Source organism: Cupriavidus sp. UME77 (assembly GCF_014170355.1).
Lineage (GTDB): Bacteria > Pseudomonadota > Gammaproteobacteria > Burkholderiales > Burkholderiaceae > Cupriavidus > Cupriavidus basilensis.
Window position 1 is genome coordinate 102,029 of sequence record NZ_LZZU01000007.1, and the last position, 22,583, is coordinate 124,611.

Below are 22,583 nucleotides of genomic sequence, written 5' to 3' on the forward strand. Positions count from 1 at the left end.
AAGCTCAAATCCACGCTGAAGAACGAAGCTGCACGATGGCGCGCCACCGGCGGCTGGAACGAAGAGATAACGATGAAATACGATGACGAAATCCGAGAACGCTCTTACCGCTTCCGCGACGAATATGTCGCCGCCACCCCTGCGTGGTATCGCGGCGAATTGCATCTGGCCTTCACGCTGCTATTCACCGGCGGGGTGATTGCCTGGTGCGCGATGAAACTGCAAGCACCGACGCTGGCGCAGTGGCTCGCGATCGTGCCAATCTTCTTGCTCGGGAACTGGGCCGAGTGGGCCGCGCACCGCTATATATTGCATCGACCGACGCGCTTGTTCAGTGCGATCTATAAACGGCATTGCGCTGTGCATCATCGCTTCTTCACACATCTGACGCTTGAGTACAAAGGCCAGAAGCACTGGCGCGCCTTGTTGTTTCCACCCTTTGCGCCGGTAGCCTTCGTGCTGGCGGCTGTGCCGTTCGCGCTGGTGATCGGCGTGGCGTTCTCGAAGAACGCGGGCTATATCGCGCTGATGACGATGGCGGCGTACTACCTGATGTACGAGGGCCTGCATACGCTGTCGCACATCACGGATAGCCCGCTGCTGGATCGGATGCCGTTCGTGGGGACCGTGCGGCGCCTGCACGTCACGCATCACGATCCTGAGCTGATGGCCACCCAGAACTTCAACCTGACCTTCCCGATCTGCGACACGCTGTTCGGCACGCGCAGCGATGTGCCGCGCGAGGTGCGAAGCCCGATGCAAGGGCAGGGGTAGCCAGGGCCGCCGCACCCGGATCAACTGGCGGTGCCTGACACCCTGCGGATCTCCGCGGCCACGATCGCGATCAGCGCAACGGCTGCCGTGCTGAGCGGACGCTGCGGATGGCTCACGCACACCAGGTGGCGCACGATGCGCGGCGCCAGGATGGGGTACATGCGCAGCCGGCCCTGGTCCACCGCGCGTTGCACCACGATGCGCGGCAGCACCGTGGCAAAACGCGAGGCCTCGACGAACTGGACGCATCGCGGGGGGAGCGCTTGCCTGGCGGCAAGGCACCGCCCGCGCGCCAACCCTGCCGTAATGATCCAGGCAGAGATCCAAATCAAAGGAGACAACAATGGAAGCCGTAGCAAAGAAGCGTACAGAGACGATCAGCGAGGCGCTGCCAGCGGCGAGCAATCGCCAGGTGTTTGGTGCCGTGACGGCGTCGTGCATGGGATGGGCGCTGGACCTGTTCGACCTGTTCATCCTGCTGTTCGTGGCGCCCGTGATCGGCAGGCTGTTTTTCCCGTCGGAGCACGCCATGCTGTCGCTGGCGGCGGTGTATGCGTCGTTTGCCGTGACGCTGCTGATGCGGCCGCTCGGCTCGGCGATCTTCGGCTCTTATGCCGACCGCCACGGCCGCAAGGGGGCGATGGTTGTTGCCGTCACTGGCGTTGGCTTGTCCACGGCGGCGTTCGGCCTGCTGCCTACGGTGGGTCAGGTGGGGCTGCTTGCGCCAGCCTTGTTTATCCTGCTGCGGCTGGTGCAGGGCATCTTCGTGGGTGGCGTGGTGGCATCCACCCACACCATCGGTACCGAATCGGTGCCCCCGTCCTGGCGCGGTGCCGTCTCCGGGCTGGTCGGTGGCGGTGGCGCGGGTATCGGGGCACTGCTGGCTTCCATTACTTACATGGCGATGACCGCGCTGTTTCCGGGGGAATCGTTCGACGCCTGGGGTTGGCGCTGCATGTTCTTCTCTGGCATCATCAGCTCGGTGCTCGGCCTGTTCATCTTCAACTCGCTGGAGGAGTCTCCGCTGTGGAAGCAGTTGCAGGCGGCCAAGGGGCATGCCGCGCCGGTTGAGAACCCGCTGCGCGTGATCTTCTCCCGCCAGTACCGTGGCGTCCTCTTCGTCAACATCCTGCTCACCGTGGGCGGTGGCAGCGCCTACTACCTGACCTCCGGCTATCTGCCGACCTTCCTCAAGATCGTGGTAAAGGCACCGGCGGGCGCATCCGCGGCCATCCTGATGGCCAGCAGCGTTGGCGTTATCGTGGCATCGATAATTGCCGGTCACCTCAGCACGCTGATTGGTCGCAAGCGAGCCTTCCTGCTGATCGGCGCCTTGAACGTGGTGCTGCTGCCGTTGATCTACCAACGGATGCCCGCAGCGCCGGACACCACCACGCTTGGCATGTATGCCGTGGCGCTGGCGATGCTGGGCAGCACCGGCTTCGCCCCGATCCTCATTTTCCTGAACGAACGGTTTCCCACCAGCATCCGTGCTACGGGAACTGGCCTGTCATGGAATATCGGCTTTGCCATCGGCGGCATGATGCCGACGTTTGCGTCGCTGTGCGCCAGCACCCCCGCCGACCTGCCAAAAGTGCTGGGGATCTTCGTCGCGGTGGTCACAGCCATTTACCTGGCCGGTGCGGCGATCGTTCCTGAGACCGCCGGCCGCCTTGGGGAGAAGTGAGGGTGACTGCTCAGTTAGGCAACACCGGCCGTTAAGGATTGTCTAGGCTTGATTGCGCCCTATACCGCATGTCTCCTTAATGCGCGCCGAGCCGGCCCCTAGCAGGTAAGGCTGAATCGCCCGCGCACGGCTCGGACATGAACGCGCAGCGCGCAGAGTTCCGCGCGGCTTCGCTGTGGAACTCTGCGCAGAAATAGCACGGGGAGCGCCAAAGAGAAGAATGCCTTCATCGTGTCGCCTCTTATCCCCCGTTTGGCGCGCTCTGCGCACGCGAGATGTAATAAAGCCATTGAGCAAGATTCGGAAGCGTTGTCCCTAGTCGGTGTAGGTCGTTGCTCGAGGGCATGTTATTCGCAGTTGCCAGCCGCCGGCCTGGAGTTTCGCTATGTGGGACAGGAGCGTCTTCCCACGCGGCTGTGCGAGGAGACGCGCTCTGCCATCCCTGCAGCATGCCGCTTAACGCTCGCCGGACGCCGACACGTGTCGCACATCAAATGGTCTCTTACTGCGACAGAACCTAAAAAAAGCCCGCCGAGCGGCGGGCTACGCCGACTGGGTCGTCGGCTTGCTTCTTGATTGCTGCCTGGCAAACAGTGATACCAGAACGCGAATCCTTAGCGATCAATCAACGGCCAATCTGCCTGCTCACTGCGTTTTCCTGCTGGTTAAGGGCGCGCTGGTCGGCACGGGTAATGTGGCTTCCGTCATGGCTTGCCATGGTGCGTTCTTCGGCGCGGATCTGGTGATCTTCTCTGTGCAGCGTGGCTGCCTGGCCGCGGGATATTTCACCTTCTTTGACCTCTTGGTGGATACGAGCATTCTGGTTGGCAAGACGCCCGTTGACCTGCTCGCGACGCGGGTGATTCTTCTGCCAGTGGGTATCGTTTGCCATTGCGCCACCAGCCATGCCTGCCGCCAGAACGGCGATTGCCACACTTCCGATCAGTTTTCTAGTCAACACCGTGAGCTCCCTTCCTTGTTGATGCCCGGCAGGATTGGCCGCGCATGATTCAGTAACGCCGCGGAACCGGGCTGCGATGACGAAGGGGCAGGGAGTGCTTTGTAACGTTTTGTTGATGTTGAAGCTGGTTTTGATGCGTTGATATCGAAGCGTCGATATCGAGAGTGAGGGTAGTCGTCTGAAATATCCGGCCACTCAGGTTCAGACATGGAATGCCGCAAGCAAGCCGAGCACGCCGTCGAGCGCGCCCACACCGTGCGAGGTGTGCACGAGGCGGGCGGCCTTGGAGTGTTCGTTTAGAATCCGGGGCATGAACCGTAACGCGCAAGGCACAGTCACGAAGTTGTTTCGCATTGCCGCTGGAGCGGTCATGATGCTGGCCACGCTTGCCAGCCAAGGAAGCCAGTATGGCAATACGAGGGGCGTTAAATTTGAACATTTTTCCCTTTTTCCTTCCCTTTGTTCGGCATCGGCTGAAGGCATCTAAGTGTCCTCTTGCGAGGCACACCAAAAAAAGTCCGCAGATCTGCGGACGTGATTCGATATTAGGCAGCCCTTGGAACCGCCTTACCTAAATGTCTCATACATTAAGGCGGTAGCATGCCCCTATAGTGAGGGGCACATTAACGTGTGGAAATTTCGCCGCGCATATTCCGTATTGCGAGGGGGGCAGGCTACTCGGCAGCCTTCGCTCTCGGCGCACGCGGCGCCGGCTCGGCATCCGTGAACTCGGGCGGGTAGGGCCGCATGAAGCTGCGCGCCCGCTCGGGATCCCGGCACGTTAGCCAGTCATTCCATTCCGCCTGCGGCACGATGACGAACTCGGGCTCCTCCTTCAACCAAATCCGCCAGCGCACGGACTTCGCTTGCCCCTCCGCAGTCGTGGATGGGCAGACTGGCGGGCAAGGCCGTCGGAGGCGCCGCCGGCGTGGGCGTGGAGGCGCTAGCGGGCGGCGTGGCAAAGGCGATCGGCGCCTATCTGGGCGTGTCGTAACGCCAGGCCAAAATAGAAAAGGGCGCTCCGCAGAGCGCGCCCAAAGCAGGAAGTTGGGGGCCGCCTACCAGAAGGTAGCTGCCGACACTGATCCCAGCTTTTCACTTGCACTTATCGAAGCATTCCACCCTCAAGTCAATGGACCACCTTTCCGACGAGGAACTAGCCGCCATGGCGGAATACCATTTGAGCACCAGCCCAGCAACGCAGCAGCGCACGATCTCCCATAGATTGAGCGAGCTCGCCACGAGCATGGACTTGCCAAGATCGATTGCGCCGCTGGACATATAGGTCTCGTTTGTAGTAAGAATTACGCCGGTTTGAACCAGGACTTAAGTCCTACCGCCCAAGGCAACAGTTTGTCCATTCGGTAAATGGGCTAAAAACGCCGTACTAATGCGGTGCACCTTGGCAACCAGCAGCTTAGCGGACGAGTATAAGGCCGCCGCGACTGCGTAAGGAACAATCAATGCAACCGACTGCCATCACTGCGGTGCACGACACCGCGCTGAACCCCAACATGGAGCCGGCGCCCGGCGTGGCGCTGCCCATGAATTTCCCGGTCAAGCTCGAGCCCGCTCAGCTGGCCAACATCGAGAACCGCGTGGCGGCATTCAACTTCGCCGCCATGCCCCAATCTCAAATCGCCACGCTCGGGGCCGAGCCCACGCTGAACCTTAATCGGGTGCTCGACGGCTTCCTCGCCCGCATCAACAAGGCGGATAACCCGCAACTGTTCAAGTTGGTGGACGCGCTCAACGACGCGGTGGCGAAGGAGAAGCTTGGTGAGTTGGCCGACGCCATCCTGAACGCCAAACCGGGCATCAAGGACCGAATCATCGGCCTGTTCAGCAAGAAGGCGATGCAGCGCGCGATGGACAAGGTCTACGAGGACCTCGCACGCATCGCCAAGCTCAAGTCGAAGACCTTGAGCGACGAGGTCAACGGTATGGAGAACAAGCTCCGTATCGAAATGAACAGGCTCAACGACGACCTGCAAGTGATGGATGCGCAGAAGGCGGAATACCGCAAGAGTTTCGTCGCATTCGCGCAAGAAACGGCCTTCTTGCACAACGCCTTGAAGAAGGCGCAAGCCGAAGCACCGGCTCTCCTGGCGGCTGCAGGGCAGGACATATCCCTGCAGCAGGAGATACAAGACAAGCTGCAGGCGCTCGAATCGGTTGCCCTGGCCCGTGAAGCCATGATGACCAAGCTGCCGGCTGAACAGCTGGTGATTCGCCAACTGCAGAACGCAGGCGTATCGACGCTGCAAGAACTCATCGTCACGATGGGGGACCGCTTCGCAAGCATCCGCATGACGCTACTGACGATTCACGGCGCGCAAATGGTGCAGAACGTCCAGCGTCTCGGCCAGTCCGGCGCAAACCTGGACAAGAACCTTCAGGAGGTGCGCTCCAGGCTGATGCAGAACGTAGTGGCTACCGCCGCTACGGCCCCAGGTAACAATCGCCTCGATCAGGCCAATAACCTGAAACGCGTCGTCGCCGATACGCAGGCGCTGCAGTCCATCGTTCAGGCCGCTCGCGCCACGAATCAGGCGAAGTTCGAGGAAGCCCGCAGCACAATGTCGCAAGTACGGCAGGAACTGCTGAACCTCGGTAGTCAACTCAACCCCGCGGCGACGGTCGCACCGCAAACCTTCTAACGCAAAGAAAAGATAGCATGAGCAATCTGGTACTGAATCTGTCGAAGCCGGGCGAAGCCGCACCGAAGCTTTCCCTGAACCTGAACAAGGGCGAGGAGTTCAAGGTTCGCCTGTCGTGGGACGGCAATACCGACCTCGACCTGCACGCGCTGGTAACCGTCAACACTGGCAGCGGCGCGAAAGCGTCGAGCCTCGGCGACATCCTGTCCACGTACAACGTCGAGCGCGTGCTAGAAGGTGGCGTGAAGGCCGGCACGCTTCCACTGGCCGCGGACAAGACGTTCTCGGTGCATGGCGGCGCGCTGGTTCATAGTCCGGATGCGCGCGACGGCAGCCTGGCAGGCGACGACGAGTATGTCACCGTCAAGCCGCGCCTGCTCACGATGCCGGCGGCCGGCCATCTCGAGATCCCGCTGCTCGCGATGATTCACCCGCAGGCGTCCGGCAAGACTTTCAAGCACGTCGAGAACGCGCGTGTCATTATCGAGAATAGTGCGGGGCAGCCCCAGCTCGATGTAGGCCTGTCCAGCCAGTTCGGCGCCTTCGTCGGCGTGCAGATGGGCTCCATCGTGGTGGACGGCAACGGTGCCTCGTTCATCGGCGTTGGCGTGGGCTTCAATACTGACTTCAACGGCGTGCTGGGCCACTTCTCCTAAGCAGTCGACCGGAGGCTCTCCATCATGACGCACAAAGTCACGGTGATTGGCGGTGACGCAGTTGGCGCACCGGCAACGCCTGCCGTGGATGGCGGCCTCCAGACGCGTCCTCAAGTGACCGTTATCCAGCCCGCCGCGCTGCCCGGCGTCGGCGTGCCTGCGAAGGTCCCCTCGCCGACCGTCGTCCGGCCGACCGCACTGCCCTCGAATGGCCAGAGCGCGGGCCAGAGCGCGCCGGCCACGGCCGCATCTTCGCTGGCGCCTACTGCCGTGTCAGCCGTCATTGTCGAACGGATGCCGGAGGCTGCTGCACCGGTTCATCCTTCGGCGATGGCCGGTAGTCTCCGTCGCTTGGTCTCGGTAACGCCAGAGGACCTGGTGCGCCGCTTTCCTGGCGCGGAGCCTGGGTGTATCGCTCAGGCGCGCGCGGTACTGGCAGGGGTTGCGGCCGACAGCATGGGGTCGGCGGACTGGCTGGCCTTCGGGGTGGCCGCGCAGGAGAACGTCAACGCAATCATCAAGGACCGGCTTCAGCTGCTTGAGGCGACTGCTCCGAGACAGGTTGCTGCGCTGATGACCCGCTTGCACAGGCTGCTGGCTGAGATAGTGGATGCAATGGCAGGCGGCTTCCTGAAAAAGTCAGCGAACGCAGTCTGGATGCGAAACGAGGCGGAGATTCGCCAGCTCGAGGCTCGGCTTTCGACCGACGGGAAAACGGTGATGGCGTTGCTGTCTTCGTTCGCGGAACTGGTCGCACGCAACGTGGCCGCCCAGGACGAGTTGGAAGGGGTCTTCCTCGCCGGCGAGTACCTGCTGGAGGGGCTACGCACGGATGAGGCACTGCTGCTGCAGTCACGGCTGATGGCCCTCGCCACATCGCAAGCCATGGCGCAGGAAAATATTCTCTCGTTGCGCCAGGATGAGACGAGGTTCAAGGAACTGGTGCTCCTGGTGCAGGACGGCGTGCTGGTCAAGTTGCCCGCGATGTATGGGCAACTCGCCACGCTGACCGACAAACCGAACGAAACACAACGGTACCTGGTGCTGGAAAAGCTCAGTGACCTGACTCAATTTCTTGAAAGGAAGAAAGCATGGCTCTCGTAGTGAACCTCGAAAAGGCAACCCAGGCTCTGGTGCTCAATCTCCAGAAGGCTGGCGTGGTGAAGCCGCCAGAGCTTGAAGTAGGCTTCGCAATCGATGTGTCGGGCTCGTTCGAGGACGAACATCGTGACGGCGTGACCAATGACCTGCTCACGCGCCTGATTCCCTGGGGCCTTGCCTTCGACCCGGACAAGAAGGTCGACTGTTTTACCTTCTCTAACGGCGCGTCACACGTCGAAGATGTGTGCCCCATCAACGCCGACAACTACCAGGGCTTCGTGAAGAAGCACATTATCGGCAAGGTCAGCGGCTGGAACGGCGGCACGGACTACTCCTACGTGCTCGAGCGCATGCTGGCGCATTTCGGCTGGACGCAAATCGTTGAGAGGGCGAGCGTCATCGGCCGCTTCTTCGGAAAGAAGGACAAGGTAGTGCAGTCCGGTCAGAAGCGCCGCAGCCTGGTGATTGTCATCACTGACGGCGAAAACTCGGACAGGGGCCGCACGCTGGATGTGCTGCGTGCATCTCAGGAACGCAGGGACGAGGTTTATTTCCTCTTCATCGGCGTGTCAAACCAGGGTGGCGGCTTCCCCTTCCTCGAGCAGCTGGGCGACGAGTTCGATAACACGGGATTTGTTGGCATCGACAATTTGCGTGCTTTCGTGGCCCTGTCGGACGACGAGTTGAACATACGCTTCATCAGCGAAGAGCTGATTACCTGGCTCAAGTCCTAAGTCGCGGCAAGGCGGCTACGGCCGCCGGCGATGCAAGAAGACCTCGACGAGACGTTGGCAAAGTCAGCGGAACCCGTCTGGAGCTGGTGGCAGTGTTACGCCATGATTCGACCTTGTGCGCTCCGGCGCATGTGACAAATACCACCTGGTCGGCACCATGGCCACTTTCAATTTTAAATCAATCGCTTAGCGTGTCGCCCAGGCGCCGGGTGCCAGCGACGAAAACCAAGTTCAAGCCGGGGCCAGCCTGAGGCGACCCCGAGGGCCCCGTCCTGCCGTTGCAGGCGCAGGCACCTGGTCAAGCGGGTCCCTGTTACATCGAGTCGCCGCCAGCTTCTCTCACACCTGTCCGCGATTGCGCGAAGCCACAGCCACAGTGGTCGGCGAGTCGGCAAGCGGTACGAATCGTCGTGTCGGGCCGTCGAGGGCATCAATGCTACCCTCCTCGATGTCGTAAACCCATCCGTGCAGACTCATGCGCCCCTGTTCGAGCGCAAGTGCCACAGACGGATGGGTGCGTAGATTGGCCAATTGCGCGATCACGTTTTCTCTGACGAGACCGTCGAGCTTAGCGCGAGGGGTATCGAACTGATGCGCCGCGTTGATTGCTTTTGCAGCATCCGCGTGACGCAACCAGCTCGCGACTGCCGGCAGGTGATCAAGACAAGTGCAACGCGAGATCGCGCCCATCGCGCCACAGTCGGAGTGCCCGCAGATCACGATGTCCTGCACGCCCAGGACCGCGACCGCATACTCGACGGTGGCCGAAACGCCACCAGGTTCCGGACCGTAGGACGGCACGATGTTTCCGGCATTGCGAATGACGAACAGTTCTCCCGGCTCACGCTGGGTGAGGAGCTCGGGCACGACGCGACTGTCCGAGCAGGTGACGAACAGCGCCTTGGGATTCTGTGTCGTTGCGAGTTGCTTGAAAAGCTCGATTCGTTGAGGATAGACGTCGCGCTGAAAGCGCAGAAAGCCGTCGATGATGTCACGCATGGCGTCCTCCAGATTGGTTACGTGATACAGGCACGACCGTTCGATATTTTGTCATGCCGGTGCGCAGCGATTATCGCCGATGTGACTGGCCACCAACAATATGGGACGTGAGAACTCATGAATGAGAGCACTTGCCAGGAGCGCGGCCGACACAGGTTCGCGCAAGTCAAGGCCTACCATATCGCAATCTTGACGATGTGCCTTCTATTCCATGTGTCAGTCGCGCGGGCGGCGGACAATGCTGCAAGCTTGCATGACCGATACGAGAGTTCAGTACAACAACTCAACCACAGTCCGTTCCAACGCAGGCTGTACCTGGAATCGATCGAGTCGGCCTCTATGCTTAAAGGCGAGATCTACAGCGTGTTGGATCACCCGTTCGCGGTAGTCGATGGGGCGCTGCATAGTGGCCCTGAGGCGCCGGCCAACTGGTGTGATGTGCTGATATTGCACCTTAACATCAAGTACTGCCATGCTGCGATCGGAGGAAACGGAACCATACTTGAGGTGAACCTAGGCAAGAAAGTCGAGCAAAAGCTTGTGGACACCTACCGCTTGCAATTCAATTACCGAGCGATACCCAGCCCCACTACGGAGTACTTCCGGGTAGAGCTTAGGGCTGACAACGGGCCGCTAAGTACCAAGGACTACCTGATTGTGCTCGAGGCGGTACCCGTTGAAGGGAATCGGACTTTCTTGCATCTCACCTATTCCTATAGCTACGGACTGGCCGGGCGCGTTGCAATGAGCACCTATCTGGCTACCATCGGTAGCGGCAAGGTAGGCTTCACAGCTATCGGCAAGGTGGCTTCCGCTGGAAACAGCAAATATGTGGGAGGTATCCGCGGCTTGATAGAGCGCAATACCATGCGCTACTACTTGGCCATCGACGCGTACCTGAGTGCGCTGTCAAGTCCGCCGGGAAAGCAGCTCGAGCAACGCCTGACCAGCTGGTTCAATGCCACGGAGCAATATCCCCGGCAACTGCATGAAATTGAGCGCCCGGCGTATATGCAGATGAAATTCAAAGAGTATCAACGTCAGCAGGCCGCAGGATGACAGACGCATCCTCATGTTGCCACGTCAGCGATCACGAGACGCAAGATCAGGTGCGAGGAACGCACCACTTCCCTGGAGGTAGCGGCGGGTGTACCGGTTTTACCTAGCCAGGGAAGCTGCGGTGTGGGCTTAGTTTTTCTGCGCGTCGGCAGGCGTACTGGACATTTCCTGCTTCATTTTCGCGTCGTTCGCCTTCTTCTCAACGCTCTTGTCCTGCTTGGCGGACTTCACGCTCTGGTTGTATTCGGTCTTCGCGGCCTTCTTCTTGGCTTTGTATTGGTCCGATGCTTGCTTGTTGGCATCGCGGCGCTGGACCAGCGGATCCTTCGGTGGCTCGATCTGTGTCATGCCGGAAGGTACCGCAGCATTGCTGCGATCAGGAGGGGCCCCAGGCGCCTGGGCAAAGGTAGCTGCGCATAGCAGGCCTGCCGCCAGTGCCGTAGTAACCCGCAAGGTGCGAATCCGCTCGTTCTTGGTCATGTTTTTCCTCACCGATGAGGGTTCGAATCTGTGTTGGTTGACTTCGCGGGAAGCGAAGGCTGAACTGCACCACGCCGATGGCAGCGTTTCTTGCGCATTTCGCTGATGGTGGACTCCGCGACCGTGGGGCATAGGCGCCAATTCGCCCCGAACCGCACGGCGGTTGAGGTACGGCCGAGTCAGCGTACCGACCAATGCCTTTTCCCGATGGCTTCGAGAACGTGGCGACCCTGGTCAGTGAGATGCAGACGGCATCGATTAGGGGATAGCTGCTCTAATCGGACGAGTTGCCGCTTCACTAACGCGTGGAGATCATCGGGGTTCAACTCGTGAGGCCCCTGAGAGTCCAGGATAAGCATTAGTGCTGCATATTCATGAGGACTTAACATCATCGTCTCCAGCGACGGGGCGGAGCTTGTATGAAAAAGCGCGCTCTTGATGAAGGGTTTTGCAGGCGCGTTGTCCGTGCTGCTGTTCTGGCGATCTATTGAGCGCACCGCAGCTAGATGGTGAGTTGGCGGAGCCTGTTCGCTGCGCCATGGGGTTCAGGCACTCTCCGCTGGATCGCTACGCATCGCAATCTTGGATACATTCGCTTACAGAGGTGCGTCATATTCTCAGGAGGCTACCGAAATCGGCACCAGTGCAGAAGGTGCAGAAGGTATCGGGCTTGACCTGAGTCAATAGCCACGTCCAAGCGCTTCCTAGACTGGATTCAGGTTCCCAAACCCAAACCGCACAGGAATGCTATGGAATATGCCAGCATCATGGTCCACCTGGACACCAGCCCACGCGCGCTGGACCGGCTTGAAATCGCTGCCCGGCTCGCCGTGGCCCGCCATGCCCGGCTGATCGGGCTGTTTGCCGGCTTTATGCCGGACGTCGCCTGGTTTTACCTGATGGAGGGCGCCGCGGCCTATATCGACGAGGACCGCCAGCGGCGCAGCGAGGCGCGCGAGGAGGTGCACCGGCGCTTCCTGGTGGCAACGCAGGACCTGGGGATCGAAACCGAGTGGCGGGCAGTGGATGGCGATCCGTTGATGATGGCGCTGCGCGAAGTGCGCGAGGCCGACCTTGTCGTTGCCGGGCAATACGATCCGGGCGACCCGGACAGCTTTGTGGCGACCCAGTTCCTGGAAACCCTCATCCTCGACGGCGGCAGGCCGGTCCTTGTCATTCCATTCGCCGGGCAGTTCGCCGCACCCGGCGCACGTGTCATGGTGGCTTGGAACGGCGGACGCGAGGCCACGCGCGCCTTGCACGACGCCATGCCCCTGATCTGCGGCGGGCAGGCCAAGGTGCTTTGCGCGCAAGGTACTGGCGCGCGGCCCGATGCGAGCCTGCCGGGCCATGCCATGGCTGCGCTGGCAAGCCATGGCGTCCAAGCAGAGCTCGAACACTGCCAGGAAGGATCGGACATCGCCATCGGCGAAACCTTGCTCTCGCGCGCGGCGGATTTTGGCGCCGATGTGGTGGTGATGGGCGCCTACGGGCGCGGCCGCCTGCGCGAGTTGGTACTGGGTGGCGTCACCAGGGCTTTGCTGGACACCATGACGGTGCCGGTCCTGATGTCACACTAGTCACATTAACTGCCCGCATAGCGCCGCCGCGATATCCGCGCCCGCGCGCACCATCGCTGCGGCTGGCTCTGTGCATCGCCGGAAGTGAGATTGACGCGCATCAAGCTAACCGCCAGCCACCCACCTATATTGAAGCTTGAAGCGGAACCAGGGTTCAGCGCGCCACGCCGCAGGCGCTTCGTGCCAACGGCCCATCACTTGATCTGGCGCAAGCGGCCTGCCCGATGTCATCGCATCATGGATGTGGATCCACCTTGCCGCGCCCGGGAGTCAACGATGTCCGATTTAACGAAAGAGCAGCTCTCCAGCCTCGTCACCTTGCTGGACAGCAGAGAGCAGAGAATCCGTGGCCAGATGGACGCCGCAGCCGTTTCCCGTACCGTGTCCGCCGAGCGCGAACCGAGCGACGACGCGGATCTCGCCGAGCATGACACCGAGGAGCGCATGGACGATGCCGTGGCGGAACACTACCGCATGGAACTTGCCGACATAGCGGTGGCACGAAAGCGGATCACCGGGCTCAGCTACGGCGTGTGCCTGGACTGCGGCGAGCCCATTCCTTATCCGCGGCTGCAAGCGTATCCCACGGCCAAACGCTGCACCCCGTGCCAGCGCAAGCACGAGCACATGTTCGGGGCGCCGAGCGGCATGCGATGAGCATGCGCGGGCGTTCCCGTGGGCGGGCTCGCCAGGTGAGTCCGCGAAACAGCAGGCAGGCCGCGTGGGCGCTGCCCGATACGATTTCAGGAGCCAGACATGAAAGTCCGTGAGCGTTCGAGCCAGGTCAGGCCGGCCCGTTGGGACCGGCTTCCCCAGGATCCCATCCACGATGCCTACAAGCAGCCGGAGAAGGCGCCTGCCATCGCTTCCTGTCCCGCTTGCCACGCGGTCTACCTGAAAGGACGTTGGCAATGGCGGGCCGTGCCGCCCGGCGCCAAGGCGCTGATGTGCCCGGCCTGCCACCGCATTGCCGACCATGTGCCCGCGGCGCAGTTGACGCTGGATGGGGCGTTCCAGCAGGAGCACCGGGATGAGATGCTCGGGCTAGTGCGGCACCGGGAAGCCCTGATGAGAGAGAGTCATCCCATGGAGCGCATCATGGAGACGCTGGTTCAGGAGGACCGCATCACCATCACGACCACGGGCTTTCACCTGGCACGCGATATCGGCTCTGCCGTGCATCATGCGTATCGGGGCAAGCTGGAAATCGACTATCCCGACGCCGATGAGACCCTGTATGTTCATTGGTACCGCGCTTGAGGGCCGCAAGCCCGCTCGGTGGCTAGCCAGAGCCCCTTGCCGGTAAGAGGCAAGAGGTAATGTCATGACTTTCCAGGACAGGAACGAGGCCGCCGAGCGGCTGGCCGAAGCGCTCGCCGGGTACGGCGACGCCCATCCCCTTGTGCTGGCCATTCCACGGGGCGGCGTGCCGATGGGCAAGATACTCGCCGAGCGGCTCGGCGGCGAACTGGACGTGGTCCTGGTCAGGAAGCTAGGGGCGCCATTCGACCGCGAGATGGCGGTCGGCGCGGTCGATGAAAGCGGCTGGGTCTACGTGACGCCCTACGCGGCACGAGTTGGCGCCGACTCCAGCTATCTCAACCAGGAGCGCAACGAACAGCTTGCATTACTGCGCCGCCGCCGGAAGCAATACACGCCGGGGCGCTCCGCGCGTGCGCTGGAAGGGCGCACGGTGATCGTGGTGGACGATGGGCTTGCCACGGGTGCCACCATGATTGCCGCATTGCATGCCTTGCGGCAGCAGCATCCTGCCCGGCTGGTGTGTGCTGTGCCCGTGGCCGCGCCGGCTTCGCTCGCCGAGGTGCGGCGTTACGCGGATGAGGTGGTCTGCCTGCGGTCGCCGGCCAATTTTTCCGCCGTCGGTGAGCATTACCGGGAGTTTCCGCAGGTTGAGGATGAGGAAGTGGTGGCTTGCCTGGAGGGGGATTCGGGGCAGCACGGGGAGGGACGTTTGGCGGGAAGGGAGTAGGGGGGCGTTCTTGGAGTCGGTGTTTTTGATCTTTGATCTTTTCGGCCAATGCGATGTCATGGCCCATCGCCTGAGTCCGACCCCGTCAGCAAGAGGCGGAGTTCCACGCCGTCGCTCGCAGGCTGGCCAGTGCGCAGAACGTGGATACCGCTGCTTTCGGCGAGCCTGAGCATCGCCCTGTTGGTTGCCAGCGTGGTGCCGACCAGCTCCCGCGTGCCGCGTGCGCGGCAGTAGGCCACCATTTTGCCCAGCAGCAGGCTGCCGATGCCCTGGCGCTTGCAATCGGATCGCACCGCTACGGCGAACTCGGCGCGCAGGTTGTCGGGGTCGGCCACGGCCCGCACTTCGCCCAGGATGGCCGGCTGCCCGCCGGTCGCCGCTCCGACGGCGACGAATGCCATCTCGCGGGCGTAATCGATCTGGGTCATGCGTGCGAGCTGGCTGTGCGGCGGTTGGCGGATCATGCAGAAGAAGCGCATGCGGATATCCTCTGGGGTCATGGCCGCAAAGAAGGCCTGGTAGGCGGGTTCGTCTTCGGGATGCACCGGGCGCAATCGCAACGGTGCACCGTGCCACGCCACGGTCTCCTCCAGTTCCTTGGGATAGGGGCGGATGGCAAGGCGGGCTGCGCCTGGCTGCGTAGCCGTCGCCACGCCGATGCGCGTGTCCAGGGCCAGCACGCCCGCGCTGTCGGCCAGCAGCGGATTGATATCGAGTTCGGTGATTTCCGGCAGGTCGCATAGCAGTTGCGACAGCTGGATCAGGACCTGGTACAGGGCGTCATGGCAGATCGGCGGCTGGTCCCGATAGCCTGCAAGCAGCTTCGCAACGCGCGTGCGGGCGACAAGATCCCTTGCCAGGTTGACATTCAGCGGCGGCAGGGCGATGGCACGGTCGGCAATGCACTCGGCGGCGGTACCGCCGTGTCCAAACAGCACCACGGGGCCGAACACAGGATCGGTGGTGGCGCCCAGGATCAATTCAAAAGCACCTGGCCGGCGGATCATGCGCTGTACCGTGAAGCCATCCAGGCGCGCCCCGGGCCGCTCGCTGCGAATGCGGGCTTCCATGCTCTCCAGGGCCTGCCGCACCTGGCCGGCAGACTGCAGGTCCAGCGCCACGCCATCAACATCGGACTTGTGCGTAATGTCGCGCGACAGAATCTTGACGACAACCGGAAAACCGATGCATTCGGCGGCGGCGACGGCGGCACCGATATCGGCAGCGGTCCGAGTTTCCACCACGGGGATGCCATAGGCGGTCAGGACCGTGCGGGCTTCGGGCTCAGTCAGCATCGAACGGCCGGTGGCGAGCGCGTCGCGGATGCACTGTCGCGCCCGTTCGCTGTCAGGCTCGGCGCCGGTCGGAACCGATGGCGGCGTCTGCATCAGCAGCTCCTGGTTGTGGCGGTAGGCCACGGCCTGCAGGAAGCCGCGCACGGCCTGTTCCGGCGTGTCGTAGGTGGGAAGGCCCGCGTGCCGGCAGATCTGGCGGGCACGGGTCACCGAGTCGCCGCCGAGCCAGCTTGTGAAGACGGGGCGCGATACCGTCGACGGTGTGGCCGGCGCAGTTGGCGTGATGGCGCCGATGAGGGCAATGGCGATGTCGCTGCTTGGCACGATCGCCGTGGGAGCGTGGATCATCAGGATCGCATCGCTGCCGGGGTCCGCCGCAAGTCGCTTCAAGGTGTCGACGTAACGTTCGACGGGAGCGTCCCCAACGATGTCGACGGGGTTCGCGTGCGACCAGGTTGGTGGCAAGACCGCGTCCAGCAGCTTCAGCGTGGCGTTTGCCAGGGTGGCCAACTGGCCGCCGCCAAGAATCAAGGCATCGGTGGCCATGACGCCAGCGCCGCCGCCGTTGGTCATGATCGCCAGGCGAGCGCCGGCGAGCGGACGCGCTCGCGCGAGCGTTTCCACTGCGTCGAACATGTCCTCGGTGGTGTCCACGCGCAACATGCCGGCCCGGCGGATCGCCGCGTCGTAGATATCGTCAGCGCCTGCCAGCGCACCGGTATGCGAGGTTGCCGCTTTCGCGCCTTCCGGCACCCGGCCGGCCTTGATGATCAGCACTGGCTTGTTGCGGGCAGCCGCGCGCGCCGCTGACATGAACTTGCGCCCGGACCTGACCGCTTCCACATAGAGCAGGATCGCCTGGGTGCCCGGGTCGCTGCCGAGATAGTCGAGCACGTCCGCCACGTCGACGTCTGCGCTGTCCCCGAGCGAGACGAAGTGAGAAAAGCCGATCTGGCGCGATCTTGCCCAGTCCAGCACCGCCGTGGCCAGGGCGCCCGACTGCGAGACGAAGGCCAGCTTGCCGGGCAGGGGTGGCGCGTGCGCAAAGCTGGCGTTCAACCCCAGGCCTGGCACGAGCAGCCCCACGCAGTTGGGGCCGAGGATGCGCAGCAGATGCGGCTTGGCGGCGCCGAGCATTGCATCCTGCTGCGATTGCGTGCCCGTGGCGTGCGCTTGCGCCATGCCCGCGGTAAGGACCACGGCGGCCAGGGTGCCGCGTTCGCCCAGTTCGGCGATCAGGCCCGGCACCGTATCGGCTGGCGTGCAGATCACTGCCAGTTCGGGCGCATCGGGCAGCGCGGCGACGCCGCGATAGCAAGGCCGGCCTTCCAGCGCACGGTACTTTGGGTTCACCGCATACACCGGGCCGGCGAAGCCGCCGGCACAGAGGTTGGCAAACACGGTGGCCCCTACGCTATGCGGTCGTGCGGACGCGCCGATCACCGCGACCGAGCGCGGATGAAACAGATATTCCAGGTTACGGATACTCATCGTGCTCGGGGTCGTCGGGTGGGAGGGGGCGCCAGATCCGTGTCCCGCTGCGGGACGGGCTTTGCGTCAGGCCGGATGCGCCATCGCGCGAACGCCAATATGCCGATATGCCAGCATTGTCCAGCTTGGGTGCATCGGTGTTGATACAGGACAAGGATGCTCCCGATCGGGCAGCGGAGGTGTCAGTGGACCGCGATTCCCAACGCCTCTACAACCTGGCGTGGCGCCTGCTGGCCGAGGCGCAGGGCCTGAAGACGATCTCTCGCTGCGGGGCAACGCCGCACTTGATCTGGGACAAGGTGCGACAGGTGCGCTGTGCCACCATGAAGTGGAGGTCCGCTCGTCATGCCGCGCGGGCCTTTCACTCCAAGGAGGCGCCAATGAGCAATCTCAGGATTTACGATCCACTGTCGATCGAACCGGTTGGGGACATGCTGCAAGGCATGTTGCGTGCGTTTCGCGGCAACGATGAAGGAGGATTCGCGTTCAAGGTCGATGTGACCGAGTCTGACAAGGCCTACAACGTGGTCGCCGAGATTCCCGGCGCCAGGAAGGAAGATATCGAGGTGTCCGTCGACCGCGGCACGGTGATGATCTCGGCTAAGGTGGAAAAGTCTTCCGAGCAGAAGGAAGGCGAACGTGTGATCCGGCGTGAGCGCTACAGTGGCTCGATGCAACGCGCCTTTACCCTGGACAGTTCCGTGGACGAAAGCAAGGTGGATGCCAGCTACGAGAACGGTGTCCTTCGGGTGGTACTGCCCAAGAAAGAAGCCTCGCCGCAACAGCGTGTGACGATCCGCTGATTCGCTGTTTTCCAGGGCTACCCACGGGCGCCAATACGGCCAATACAGCCACTGCACCGAGCACCCCCCGCCGCATCGTAACTCGCGTTAGACCGCTGAACCCAGGACGGAGGGCGCGATGACCGATACTGAACGCTGGCGGCTCCCCGGCAAGCGTCTGCCTTGTCATGTTCTCGTTTATCTGGCGGGCGCCTTCATCCGATGCGCGCCTGCGCATGGCCAAGGACATGGGCGCGGATATCACGATCAATTTCCATCAGGTCGATGTGGTCGACGAGATCCTGAAGCTGACGGGTGGCCGGGGCGTAGACGCGGCCATCGAGGCGCTGGGTACGCAAGGAACCTTCGAGGCCGCGTTGCGCGTGCTCAAGCCGGGCGGCACGCTGTCAAGCCTGGGCGTTTACTCGAACGACCTGCGCATTCCGAAGGATGCTTTCCATAGCGGCCTTGGCGATCATCGTATCCTGACGGCGCTGTGCCCCGGTGGCAAGGAACGGATGCGCCGCCTGATGCAGGTCATTCAGAGCGACAGGTTGAATCTCGGACCGCTCGTCACGCATCGGTTCAAGCTCGATCAGATCGAGTCGGCGTACGAGCTGTTCGCTAACCAGCGCGATGGTGTGCTGAAGGTCGCCATCACACCTTGAACAGGTTGCGCCGCCGCAATCCTACGCCACCAATGCGCCGACTGCCGCACGCGGTAGGTGCGGTGCGCGCGGGCTCGAGTCGCAACGCGCTCCTAGCCCTCCAGCACGTAGCTCCCGGGTGCGTCTGCGAGCGCGCCTTGCGCCGCGTCGCGCGCGGGGACCCGGCCAGTGGAGTGCGACGCCAGCCAGCCCTGCCAGCAGGGCCACCAGGATCCCTCATGCCGTTGCGCAGTCGAGAGGTAGCGTGCGGGGCTGCCATAGGTGGCCTGCGCCGCGCGCGTTTCCACCCGGTATCGGCGGCCGGGATGCGAAGGGTCGGCCACGATGCCAGCATTGTGGCCGCCTGAGGTCAGCAGGAACGTCAACGGCGCCGACGTCAGCAGATGCAGCTTGTAGACCGAGCGCCAGGGCGAGACATGGTCATGCTCCGTGCCTACCGCGAAGATCGGCATGCCAATGTCCGACAGGGCGACGGGACGCCCGTCCACGCAATAGCGTCCTTCTGCCAGGTCGTTGTTGAGGAACAGCTTGTGCAGGCACTCCGAATGCATGCGAAAGGGCAGGCGGGTGACGTCCCGGTTCCATGACACCAGATCGTTCGGGCGCAACCGCTTGCCGAGCAGGTACTCGCTCATCATGCGGGACCAGACGAGGTCGCGCGAATGCAGCATCTGGAAGGCGGCTGCCATCTGGGGACCGTCCAGGTAACCTTGCTGGCGCATCATCGCGTCCAGCGTGGACAAGGCGCTGCTGTCGATAAACAGGCCGAGTTCTCCTGGCTCGGTGAAATCTGTCTCGCTGGCGAACAAGGTCAGGCTTTGCAGTGGCAAGCCACTGTCGTCGCGGCTAAGCGCCGCCGCGCAGATCGACAGCAGCGTGCCGCCCAGGCAATAGCCGGCGGCGTGGATGCGCGTACCGGGGCAGCGTTCCTGCACCGCGCGCAAGGCAGCCCGCACGCCGAGGCGCTGGTAATCGTCAAGCCCGAGGTCGCGCGCTTCGGCACCCGGGTTCTTCCACGAGATCATGAAGACCGTGTGGCCTTGCCCGACCAGGAAGCGCACCATCGAGTCACGCGGCTGCAAGTCCAGGATGTAGTACTTCATGATCCAGGAGGGCACGATCAGCACTGGCTCCCGCCATACCTCGGCGCTGGCCGGCGCGTACTGGATCAGCTCGATCAGGGCATTGCGGAACACCACCTTGCCGGGCGTAATGGCGACGTCCCCTCCAACCTTGAAGGTGGGCGGGCGGCGCAGCTTTGGGTCGCGCGTCAGGTCCGCCATCACGTCCTGCATATCGTGCAGCCAGTGCCGGGTCCCGTTGACGAAATTGCCGCCGGCGCTGGCTGCCGTGGCCTGCAGGACCACGGGATTCAGCCACCAGGCATTGCCGGGCGAACAGGTATCGAGCATCTGCCGCGCGCAGAACGACACGATCCGCTCATGGTGCCGGGATACGCCACGCAGCCCGTGCGTCAACGACGCCCATAGCGCCTCGTTGTTGTGAAAGGCATCGCGCCAGAAGCGAAAAGGCCACTGCGACCAGGCGGGGTCGGCGAAGCGCAGGTCGGACGGCGGGGCCGTTGCGCCGGGCGCTGGTTGCGCAGTGGCCGGACCCGGCAACATGCCGCCGGTCGCGGCAATCATTGCACTCATCCACTCCCCCAGGGACGTGTCGACCTTGCCAGGGGAGACGGCCAGGTGCAACGCCCAGTCCAGTCCGGCCAGCCAGAACGAGGCAAGCGACATGCCTTGCGTCGCGCAGGCCAGCGCGGAGCGCACTTGCTCGTCGAGCTGGTCCGGTGCAGCCTCGATGGGAGCACAGCCACACTCCGCCTCGGGCGCAGCGGCAGGTTCACGGGTTGGCATAGGTGCGTTCATTGCATGTGCTGCCCGCCATTGATGGCGATATTGGCGCCGGTGACAAATGCTGCGTCATCGGAGCACAGGAAGGGAATCAGCGCCGCGACCTCTTCCGGGCGCCCAAGCCTGCCGACAGGGGCCACGGGCGCAGGCCGGCCGGATCAGTCGGGGTTTCCGCCCGAGGCCGGGCAGGTCCTGACGCCGAGCAGGCTGTAGAGGGGGCAGTTGCGCACGAGCCCTGTCAGGAGCGGGATCACGCCGATCCATCCCCACACGCCGATCGTGCCGGTGACGGCAAGGCCGATCAGGGCCAAGCCGACAACGATCCTGAGCGTGCGGTCAACCGTACCGATATTGATTTGCACAGCATCCTCCTTTCGATAGCCCGTTAAATGCAGGTGCAGCGTTGCCGGGTTCGTTTCGCGATCCGGCTGCTGCACAAGCCCAATATAGCCAGATGGCTGCCGGTGGCCTTGATCTATGGCAACTTTGACGCGTACTAGCACTAGCACTGGAGTGCACGCAGCTCCGGCGTCACCGGCCACGCCGCAGGCGAGATTGATCTGCGTCAAAGGCCATCAAGCGCCCGATACTAGACTGAGTACACGGCACCAGCATGCCTTGATGCCCCCTGCGCAGCACACGGTCAAGAAAGCAAGAACATGGTGCCCGGTATCCTCAAACTCGCGTACAAGCTGCTGGTCAACGACCGGGCCAAGTTCACCGGATTGCTGGTCGGGATCACATTCGCGGTGTTCCTGATGATCGAGATGACCTCGCTGTTCGCCGGCGTGCTCAATCGATCGTCGTCGACCGTGTACAACATCGGCGCGAGCATCTGGGTCATGGACCCGGCGGTCAATACCGTGGCCAATACCATCGGCATGCCGGACTACGTGCTCGATGCCGTGCGCAGTATCGAGGGCGTCAAGTTTGCGGTGCCGCTCTACTCGGGCGGCGCGCTGGTACGTCTGCGCAGCGGCACCTACCAGCCAGTGACCGTGGTTGGCATTGATGACGCCAGCCTGTTCGGGCGCCCTGACGTGCTCAATGGCAGGATCGAGGACATCTACGCCGAGAACGCCTTCCTGGTCGTCAAGGATGCCGAATTCGACAAGCTGGAGAACCCGGCGGTGGGCACCGAATTCGAGATCAACGATAACCGCGGCGTCATCGTCGGGATTGCACAGGTCTCCACCACGGGCCTGTTTGGTGTGCCCACGCTCTACACGACCTACCAGCGCGCCATCCAGTACCTGCCGACCACGCGCTACACGATTTCCTACATTCTCGTGGAGCCCAAGTCCATGGCGGACGTCACGCGGATTCAGCAGGAGGTGCAACGGCTGGGCTACCGCGCGCTCACCAAGGCGCAGTTCATCCAGCGCATCTCGGATTTCTACAAATACAAGACTGGGCTCGGCACCAATATCCTGCTGATGACCGTGATCAGCTTTATCGTCGGCCTGTCGATCTCCGGGCAGACGTTCTACACCTTTATCCTCGAGAACCTGGAGAAGTTCGGCGCACTCAAGGCCATCGGCGCCAAGGGGCACGAACTGGTAGCGATGATCGTGTTCCAGGCGGCTTTCACCGCGCTGACCGGCTACGGCCTGGGCATTGGGCTGTGCGCCATCCTGATCAGCCTGGCGCGGCTGCGTATCCCCGACTACGCCGCCATGATCACGTTCTATAACCTGGGCCTCGCACTGGTGATGGTGATCGTGATCGCTGCCGTGTCCGGTTATATCGGCGTGCGCAAGGTGCTGCGCATCGAACCCTTCGACATCTTCCGGGGGTAAGC

At 62.7% G+C, this 22,583-nt stretch carries 21 protein-coding genes and 3 pseudogenes; 14 read left to right on the forward strand and 10 right to left on the reverse strand.

Annotation, left to right across the window (positions count from 1 at the left end):
• Positions 1-72: 72 nt before the first annotated feature.
• Positions 73-774, forward strand: coding sequence for a sterol desaturase family protein (locus A9975_RS03600; protein ID WP_183031427.1), 702 nt, complete (start codon positions 73-75; stop codon positions 772-774).
• A 20-nt stretch (positions 775-794) separates the two neighbouring features.
• On the opposite strand, the pseudogene A9975_RS03605 reads toward A9975_RS03600, so the two are convergent.
• A pseudogene (locus A9975_RS03605) lies at positions 795-1,019 on the reverse strand (LysR substrate-binding domain-containing protein); the annotation flags it as partial.
• A gap of 98 nt (positions 1,020-1,117) precedes the next feature.
• Between A9975_RS03605 and A9975_RS03610 the strand changes: the two are divergent.
• A complete protein-coding gene (locus tag A9975_RS03610; protein WP_183031428.1) occupies positions 1,118-2,461 on the forward strand; it encodes an MFS transporter in 1,344 nt (447 codons plus the stop codon).
• A gap of 625 nt (positions 2,462-3,086) precedes the next feature.
• On the opposite strand, the gene A9975_RS03615 is transcribed toward A9975_RS03610, so the two are convergent.
• From A9975_RS03615 to A9975_RS03625, 3 genes are all read right to left on the reverse strand, one after another.
• Entirely contained in the window at positions 3,087-3,368 is a 282-nt protein-coding gene (locus A9975_RS03615; protein WP_183031459.1) for a hypothetical protein, read from the reverse strand.
• 255 nt (positions 3,369-3,623) lie between these two features.
• On the reverse strand, positions 3,624-3,905 hold the full coding sequence (locus A9975_RS03620) for a hypothetical protein (RefSeq protein ID WP_183031429.1): 282 nt from the start codon (positions 3,903-3,905) through the stop codon (positions 3,624-3,626).
• 191 nt (positions 3,906-4,096) lie between these two features.
• Positions 4,097-4,279 carry a hypothetical protein gene (locus tag A9975_RS03625; RefSeq protein ID WP_255503044.1) on the reverse strand — a complete coding sequence of 61 codons (183 nt, stop codon included), beginning with the start codon at positions 4,277-4,279 and terminating at the stop codon, positions 4,097-4,099.
• A gap of 606 nt (positions 4,280-4,885) precedes the next feature.
• On the opposite strand from A9975_RS03625, the gene A9975_RS03630 reads away from it, so the two are divergent.
• The 4 genes from A9975_RS03630 to A9975_RS03645 are packed head-to-tail and all read left to right on the forward strand — an operon-like array spanning position 4,886 to position 8,573.
• Positions 4,886-6,082, forward strand: a complete 1,197-nt coding sequence (locus A9975_RS03630; protein ID WP_183031430.1) for a hypothetical protein — start codon at positions 4,886-4,888, stop codon at positions 6,080-6,082.
• A 17-nt stretch (positions 6,083-6,099) separates the two neighbouring features.
• On the forward strand, positions 6,100-6,738 hold the full coding sequence (locus A9975_RS03635) for a TerD family protein (RefSeq protein WP_183031431.1): 639 nt from the start codon (positions 6,100-6,102) through the stop codon (positions 6,736-6,738).
• Between the two features lie 24 nt (positions 6,739-6,762).
• Entirely contained in the window at positions 6,763-7,842 is a 1,080-nt protein-coding gene (locus A9975_RS03640) for a hypothetical protein (protein WP_183031432.1), read from the forward strand.
• Entirely contained in the window at positions 7,830-8,573 is a 744-nt protein-coding gene (locus A9975_RS03645) for a VWA domain-containing protein (protein ID WP_183031433.1), read from the forward strand. Before A9975_RS03640 ends, A9975_RS03645 begins: the two co-directional genes overlap by 13 nt.
• 339 nt (positions 8,574-8,912) lie before the next feature.
• Here A9975_RS03645 and A9975_RS03650 read toward each other — a convergent pair whose 3' ends face one another.
• Positions 8,913-9,572: a carbonic anhydrase gene (locus A9975_RS03650; protein ID WP_183031434.1), complete on the reverse strand. Its 660-nt coding sequence runs from the start codon at positions 9,570-9,572 to the stop codon at positions 8,913-8,915.
• Positions 9,573-9,689: 117 nt separating this feature from the next.
• Between A9975_RS03650 and A9975_RS03655 the strand changes: the two genes are divergently transcribed.
• Positions 9,690-10,631 (forward strand): hypothetical protein, encoded by a 942-nt coding sequence (locus tag A9975_RS03655; protein ID WP_183031435.1) that lies wholly within the window; start codon positions 9,690-9,692, stop codon positions 10,629-10,631.
• 129 nt (positions 10,632-10,760) lie between these two features.
• On the opposite strand, the gene A9975_RS03660 is transcribed toward A9975_RS03655, so the two are convergent.
• Positions 10,761-11,111, reverse strand: a complete 351-nt coding sequence (locus A9975_RS03660) for a hypothetical protein (protein WP_183031436.1) — start codon at positions 11,109-11,111, stop codon at positions 10,761-10,763.
• A gap of 749 nt (positions 11,112-11,860) precedes the next feature.
• On the opposite strand from A9975_RS03660, the gene A9975_RS03665 reads away from it, so the two are divergent.
• The 4 genes from A9975_RS03665 to A9975_RS03680 all read left to right on the forward strand — a co-directional run bounded on the left by A9975_RS03665 (position 11,861) and on the right by A9975_RS03680 (position 14,681).
• The gene (locus tag A9975_RS03665; protein WP_183031437.1) at positions 11,861-12,691 is read left to right on the forward strand and encodes a universal stress protein; all 831 of its coding nucleotides are present in this window, start codon (positions 11,861-11,863) and stop codon (positions 12,689-12,691) included.
• 276 nt (positions 12,692-12,967) lie between these two features.
• Complete coding sequence (locus tag A9975_RS03670) at positions 12,968-13,348, forward strand: TraR/DksA family transcriptional regulator (RefSeq protein WP_183031438.1); 381 nt, start codon at positions 12,968-12,970, stop codon at positions 13,346-13,348.
• Between the two features lie 99 nt (positions 13,349-13,447).
• Complete coding sequence (locus tag A9975_RS03675; RefSeq protein ID WP_183031439.1) at positions 13,448-13,951, forward strand: BCAM0308 family protein; 504 nt, start codon at positions 13,448-13,450, stop codon at positions 13,949-13,951.
• A 64-nt stretch (positions 13,952-14,015) separates the two neighbouring features.
• Positions 14,016-14,681: a phosphoribosyltransferase gene (locus tag A9975_RS03680; protein ID WP_183031440.1), complete on the forward strand. Its 666-nt coding sequence runs from the start codon at positions 14,016-14,018 to the stop codon at positions 14,679-14,681.
• A gap of 56 nt (positions 14,682-14,737) precedes the next feature.
• On the opposite strand, the gene A9975_RS03685 is transcribed toward A9975_RS03680, so the two are convergent.
• Complete coding sequence (locus A9975_RS03685) at positions 14,738-17,467, reverse strand: bifunctional acetate--CoA ligase family protein/GNAT family N-acetyltransferase (protein WP_183031441.1); 2,730 nt, start codon at positions 17,465-17,467, stop codon at positions 14,738-14,740.
• A 380-nt stretch (positions 17,468-17,847) separates the two neighbouring features.
• On the opposite strand from A9975_RS03685, the gene A9975_RS03690 reads away from it, so the two are divergent.
• Positions 17,848-18,270, forward strand: coding sequence for an Hsp20/alpha crystallin family protein (locus tag A9975_RS03690; protein ID WP_183031460.1), 423 nt, complete (start codon positions 17,848-17,850; stop codon positions 18,268-18,270).
• 197 nt (positions 18,271-18,467) lie between these two features.
• A pseudogene (locus tag A9975_RS03695) lies at positions 18,468-18,917 on the forward strand (zinc-binding dehydrogenase); the annotation flags it as partial.
• A gap of 92 nt (positions 18,918-19,009) precedes the next feature.
• Here the strand turns inward: A9975_RS03695 and A9975_RS03700 are convergent.
• The 3 genes and pseudogenes from A9975_RS03700 to A9975_RS03710 form a co-directional block, all read right to left on the reverse strand.
• The gene (locus A9975_RS03700) at positions 19,010-20,785 is read right to left on the reverse strand and encodes an alpha/beta hydrolase (protein ID WP_255503045.1); all 1,776 of its coding nucleotides are present in this window, start codon (positions 20,783-20,785) and stop codon (positions 19,010-19,012) included.
• 8 nt (positions 20,786-20,793) lie between these two features.
• Positions 20,794-20,925: pseudogene (locus A9975_RS03705) on the reverse strand (SDR family oxidoreductase); the annotation flags it as partial.
• A gap of 15 nt (positions 20,926-20,940) precedes the next feature.
• The gene (locus A9975_RS03710; protein ID WP_183031461.1) at positions 20,941-21,144 is read right to left on the reverse strand and encodes a DUF2892 domain-containing protein; all 204 of its coding nucleotides are present in this window, start codon (positions 21,142-21,144) and stop codon (positions 20,941-20,943) included.
• Positions 21,145-21,444: 300 nt separating this feature from the next.
• On the opposite strand from A9975_RS03710, the gene A9975_RS03715 reads away from it, so the two are divergent.
• Positions 21,445-22,581 carry an ABC transporter permease gene (locus A9975_RS03715; RefSeq protein ID WP_183031462.1) on the forward strand — a complete coding sequence of 379 codons (1,137 nt, stop codon included), beginning with the start codon at positions 21,445-21,447 and terminating at the stop codon, positions 22,579-22,581.
• Positions 22,582-22,583 lie beyond the last annotated feature (2 nt).

Bases quoted from the DNA above. Each gene is read 5' to 3' on its own strand.
- A9975_RS03665 (WP_183031437.1), top strand. From the start codon at position 11,861: ATGGAATATGCCAGCATCATGGTCCACCTGGACACCAGCCCACGCGCG.
- A9975_RS03640 (WP_183031432.1), top strand. From the start codon at position 6,763: ATGACGCACAAAGTCACGGTGATTGGCGGTGACGCAGTTGGCGCACCG.
- A9975_RS03655 (WP_183031435.1), top strand. From the start codon at position 9,690: ATGAATGAGAGCACTTGCCAGGAGCGCGGCCGACACAGGTTCGCGCAA.
- A9975_RS03645 (WP_183031433.1), top strand. From the start codon at position 7,830: ATGGCTCTCGTAGTGAACCTCGAAAAGGCAACCCAGGCTCTGGTGCTC.
- A9975_RS03610 (WP_183031428.1), top strand. From the start codon at position 1,118: ATGGAAGCCGTAGCAAAGAAGCGTACAGAGACGATCAGCGAGGCGCTG.
- A9975_RS03675 (WP_183031439.1), top strand. From the start codon at position 13,448: ATGAAAGTCCGTGAGCGTTCGAGCCAGGTCAGGCCGGCCCGTTGGGAC.
- A9975_RS03635 (WP_183031431.1), top strand. From the start codon at position 6,100: ATGAGCAATCTGGTACTGAATCTGTCGAAGCCGGGCGAAGCCGCACCG.
- A9975_RS03660 (WP_183031436.1), bottom strand. From the start codon at position 11,111: ATGACCAAGAACGAGCGGATTCGCACCTTGCGGGTTACTACGGCACTG.
- A9975_RS03670 (WP_183031438.1), top strand. From the start codon at position 12,968: ATGTCCGATTTAACGAAAGAGCAGCTCTCCAGCCTCGTCACCTTGCTG.
- A9975_RS03700 (WP_255503045.1), bottom strand. From the start codon at position 20,785: ATGCCAACCCGTGAACCTGCCGCTGCGCCCGAGGCGGAGTGTGGCTGT.
- A9975_RS03690 (WP_183031460.1), top strand. From the start codon at position 17,848: ATGAGCAATCTCAGGATTTACGATCCACTGTCGATCGAACCGGTTGGG.
- A9975_RS03630 (WP_183031430.1), top strand. From the start codon at position 4,886: ATGCAACCGACTGCCATCACTGCGGTGCACGACACCGCGCTGAACCCC.
- A9975_RS03680 (WP_183031440.1), top strand. From the start codon at position 14,016: ATGACTTTCCAGGACAGGAACGAGGCCGCCGAGCGGCTGGCCGAAGCG.
- A9975_RS03615 (WP_183031459.1), bottom strand. From the start codon at position 3,368: ATGGCTGGTGGCGCAATGGCAAACGATACCCACTGGCAGAAGAATCAC.
- A9975_RS03685 (WP_183031441.1), bottom strand. From the start codon at position 17,467: ATGAGTATCCGTAACCTGGAATATCTGTTTCATCCGCGCTCGGTCGCG.
- A9975_RS03600 (WP_183031427.1), top strand. From the start codon at position 73: ATGAAATACGATGACGAAATCCGAGAACGCTCTTACCGCTTCCGCGAC.
- A9975_RS03620 (WP_183031429.1), bottom strand. From the start codon at position 3,905: ATGCCTTCAGCCGATGCCGAACAAAGGGAAGGAAAAAGGGAAAAATGT.
- A9975_RS03650 (WP_183031434.1), bottom strand. From the start codon at position 9,572: ATGCGTGACATCATCGACGGCTTTCTGCGCTTTCAGCGCGACGTCTAT.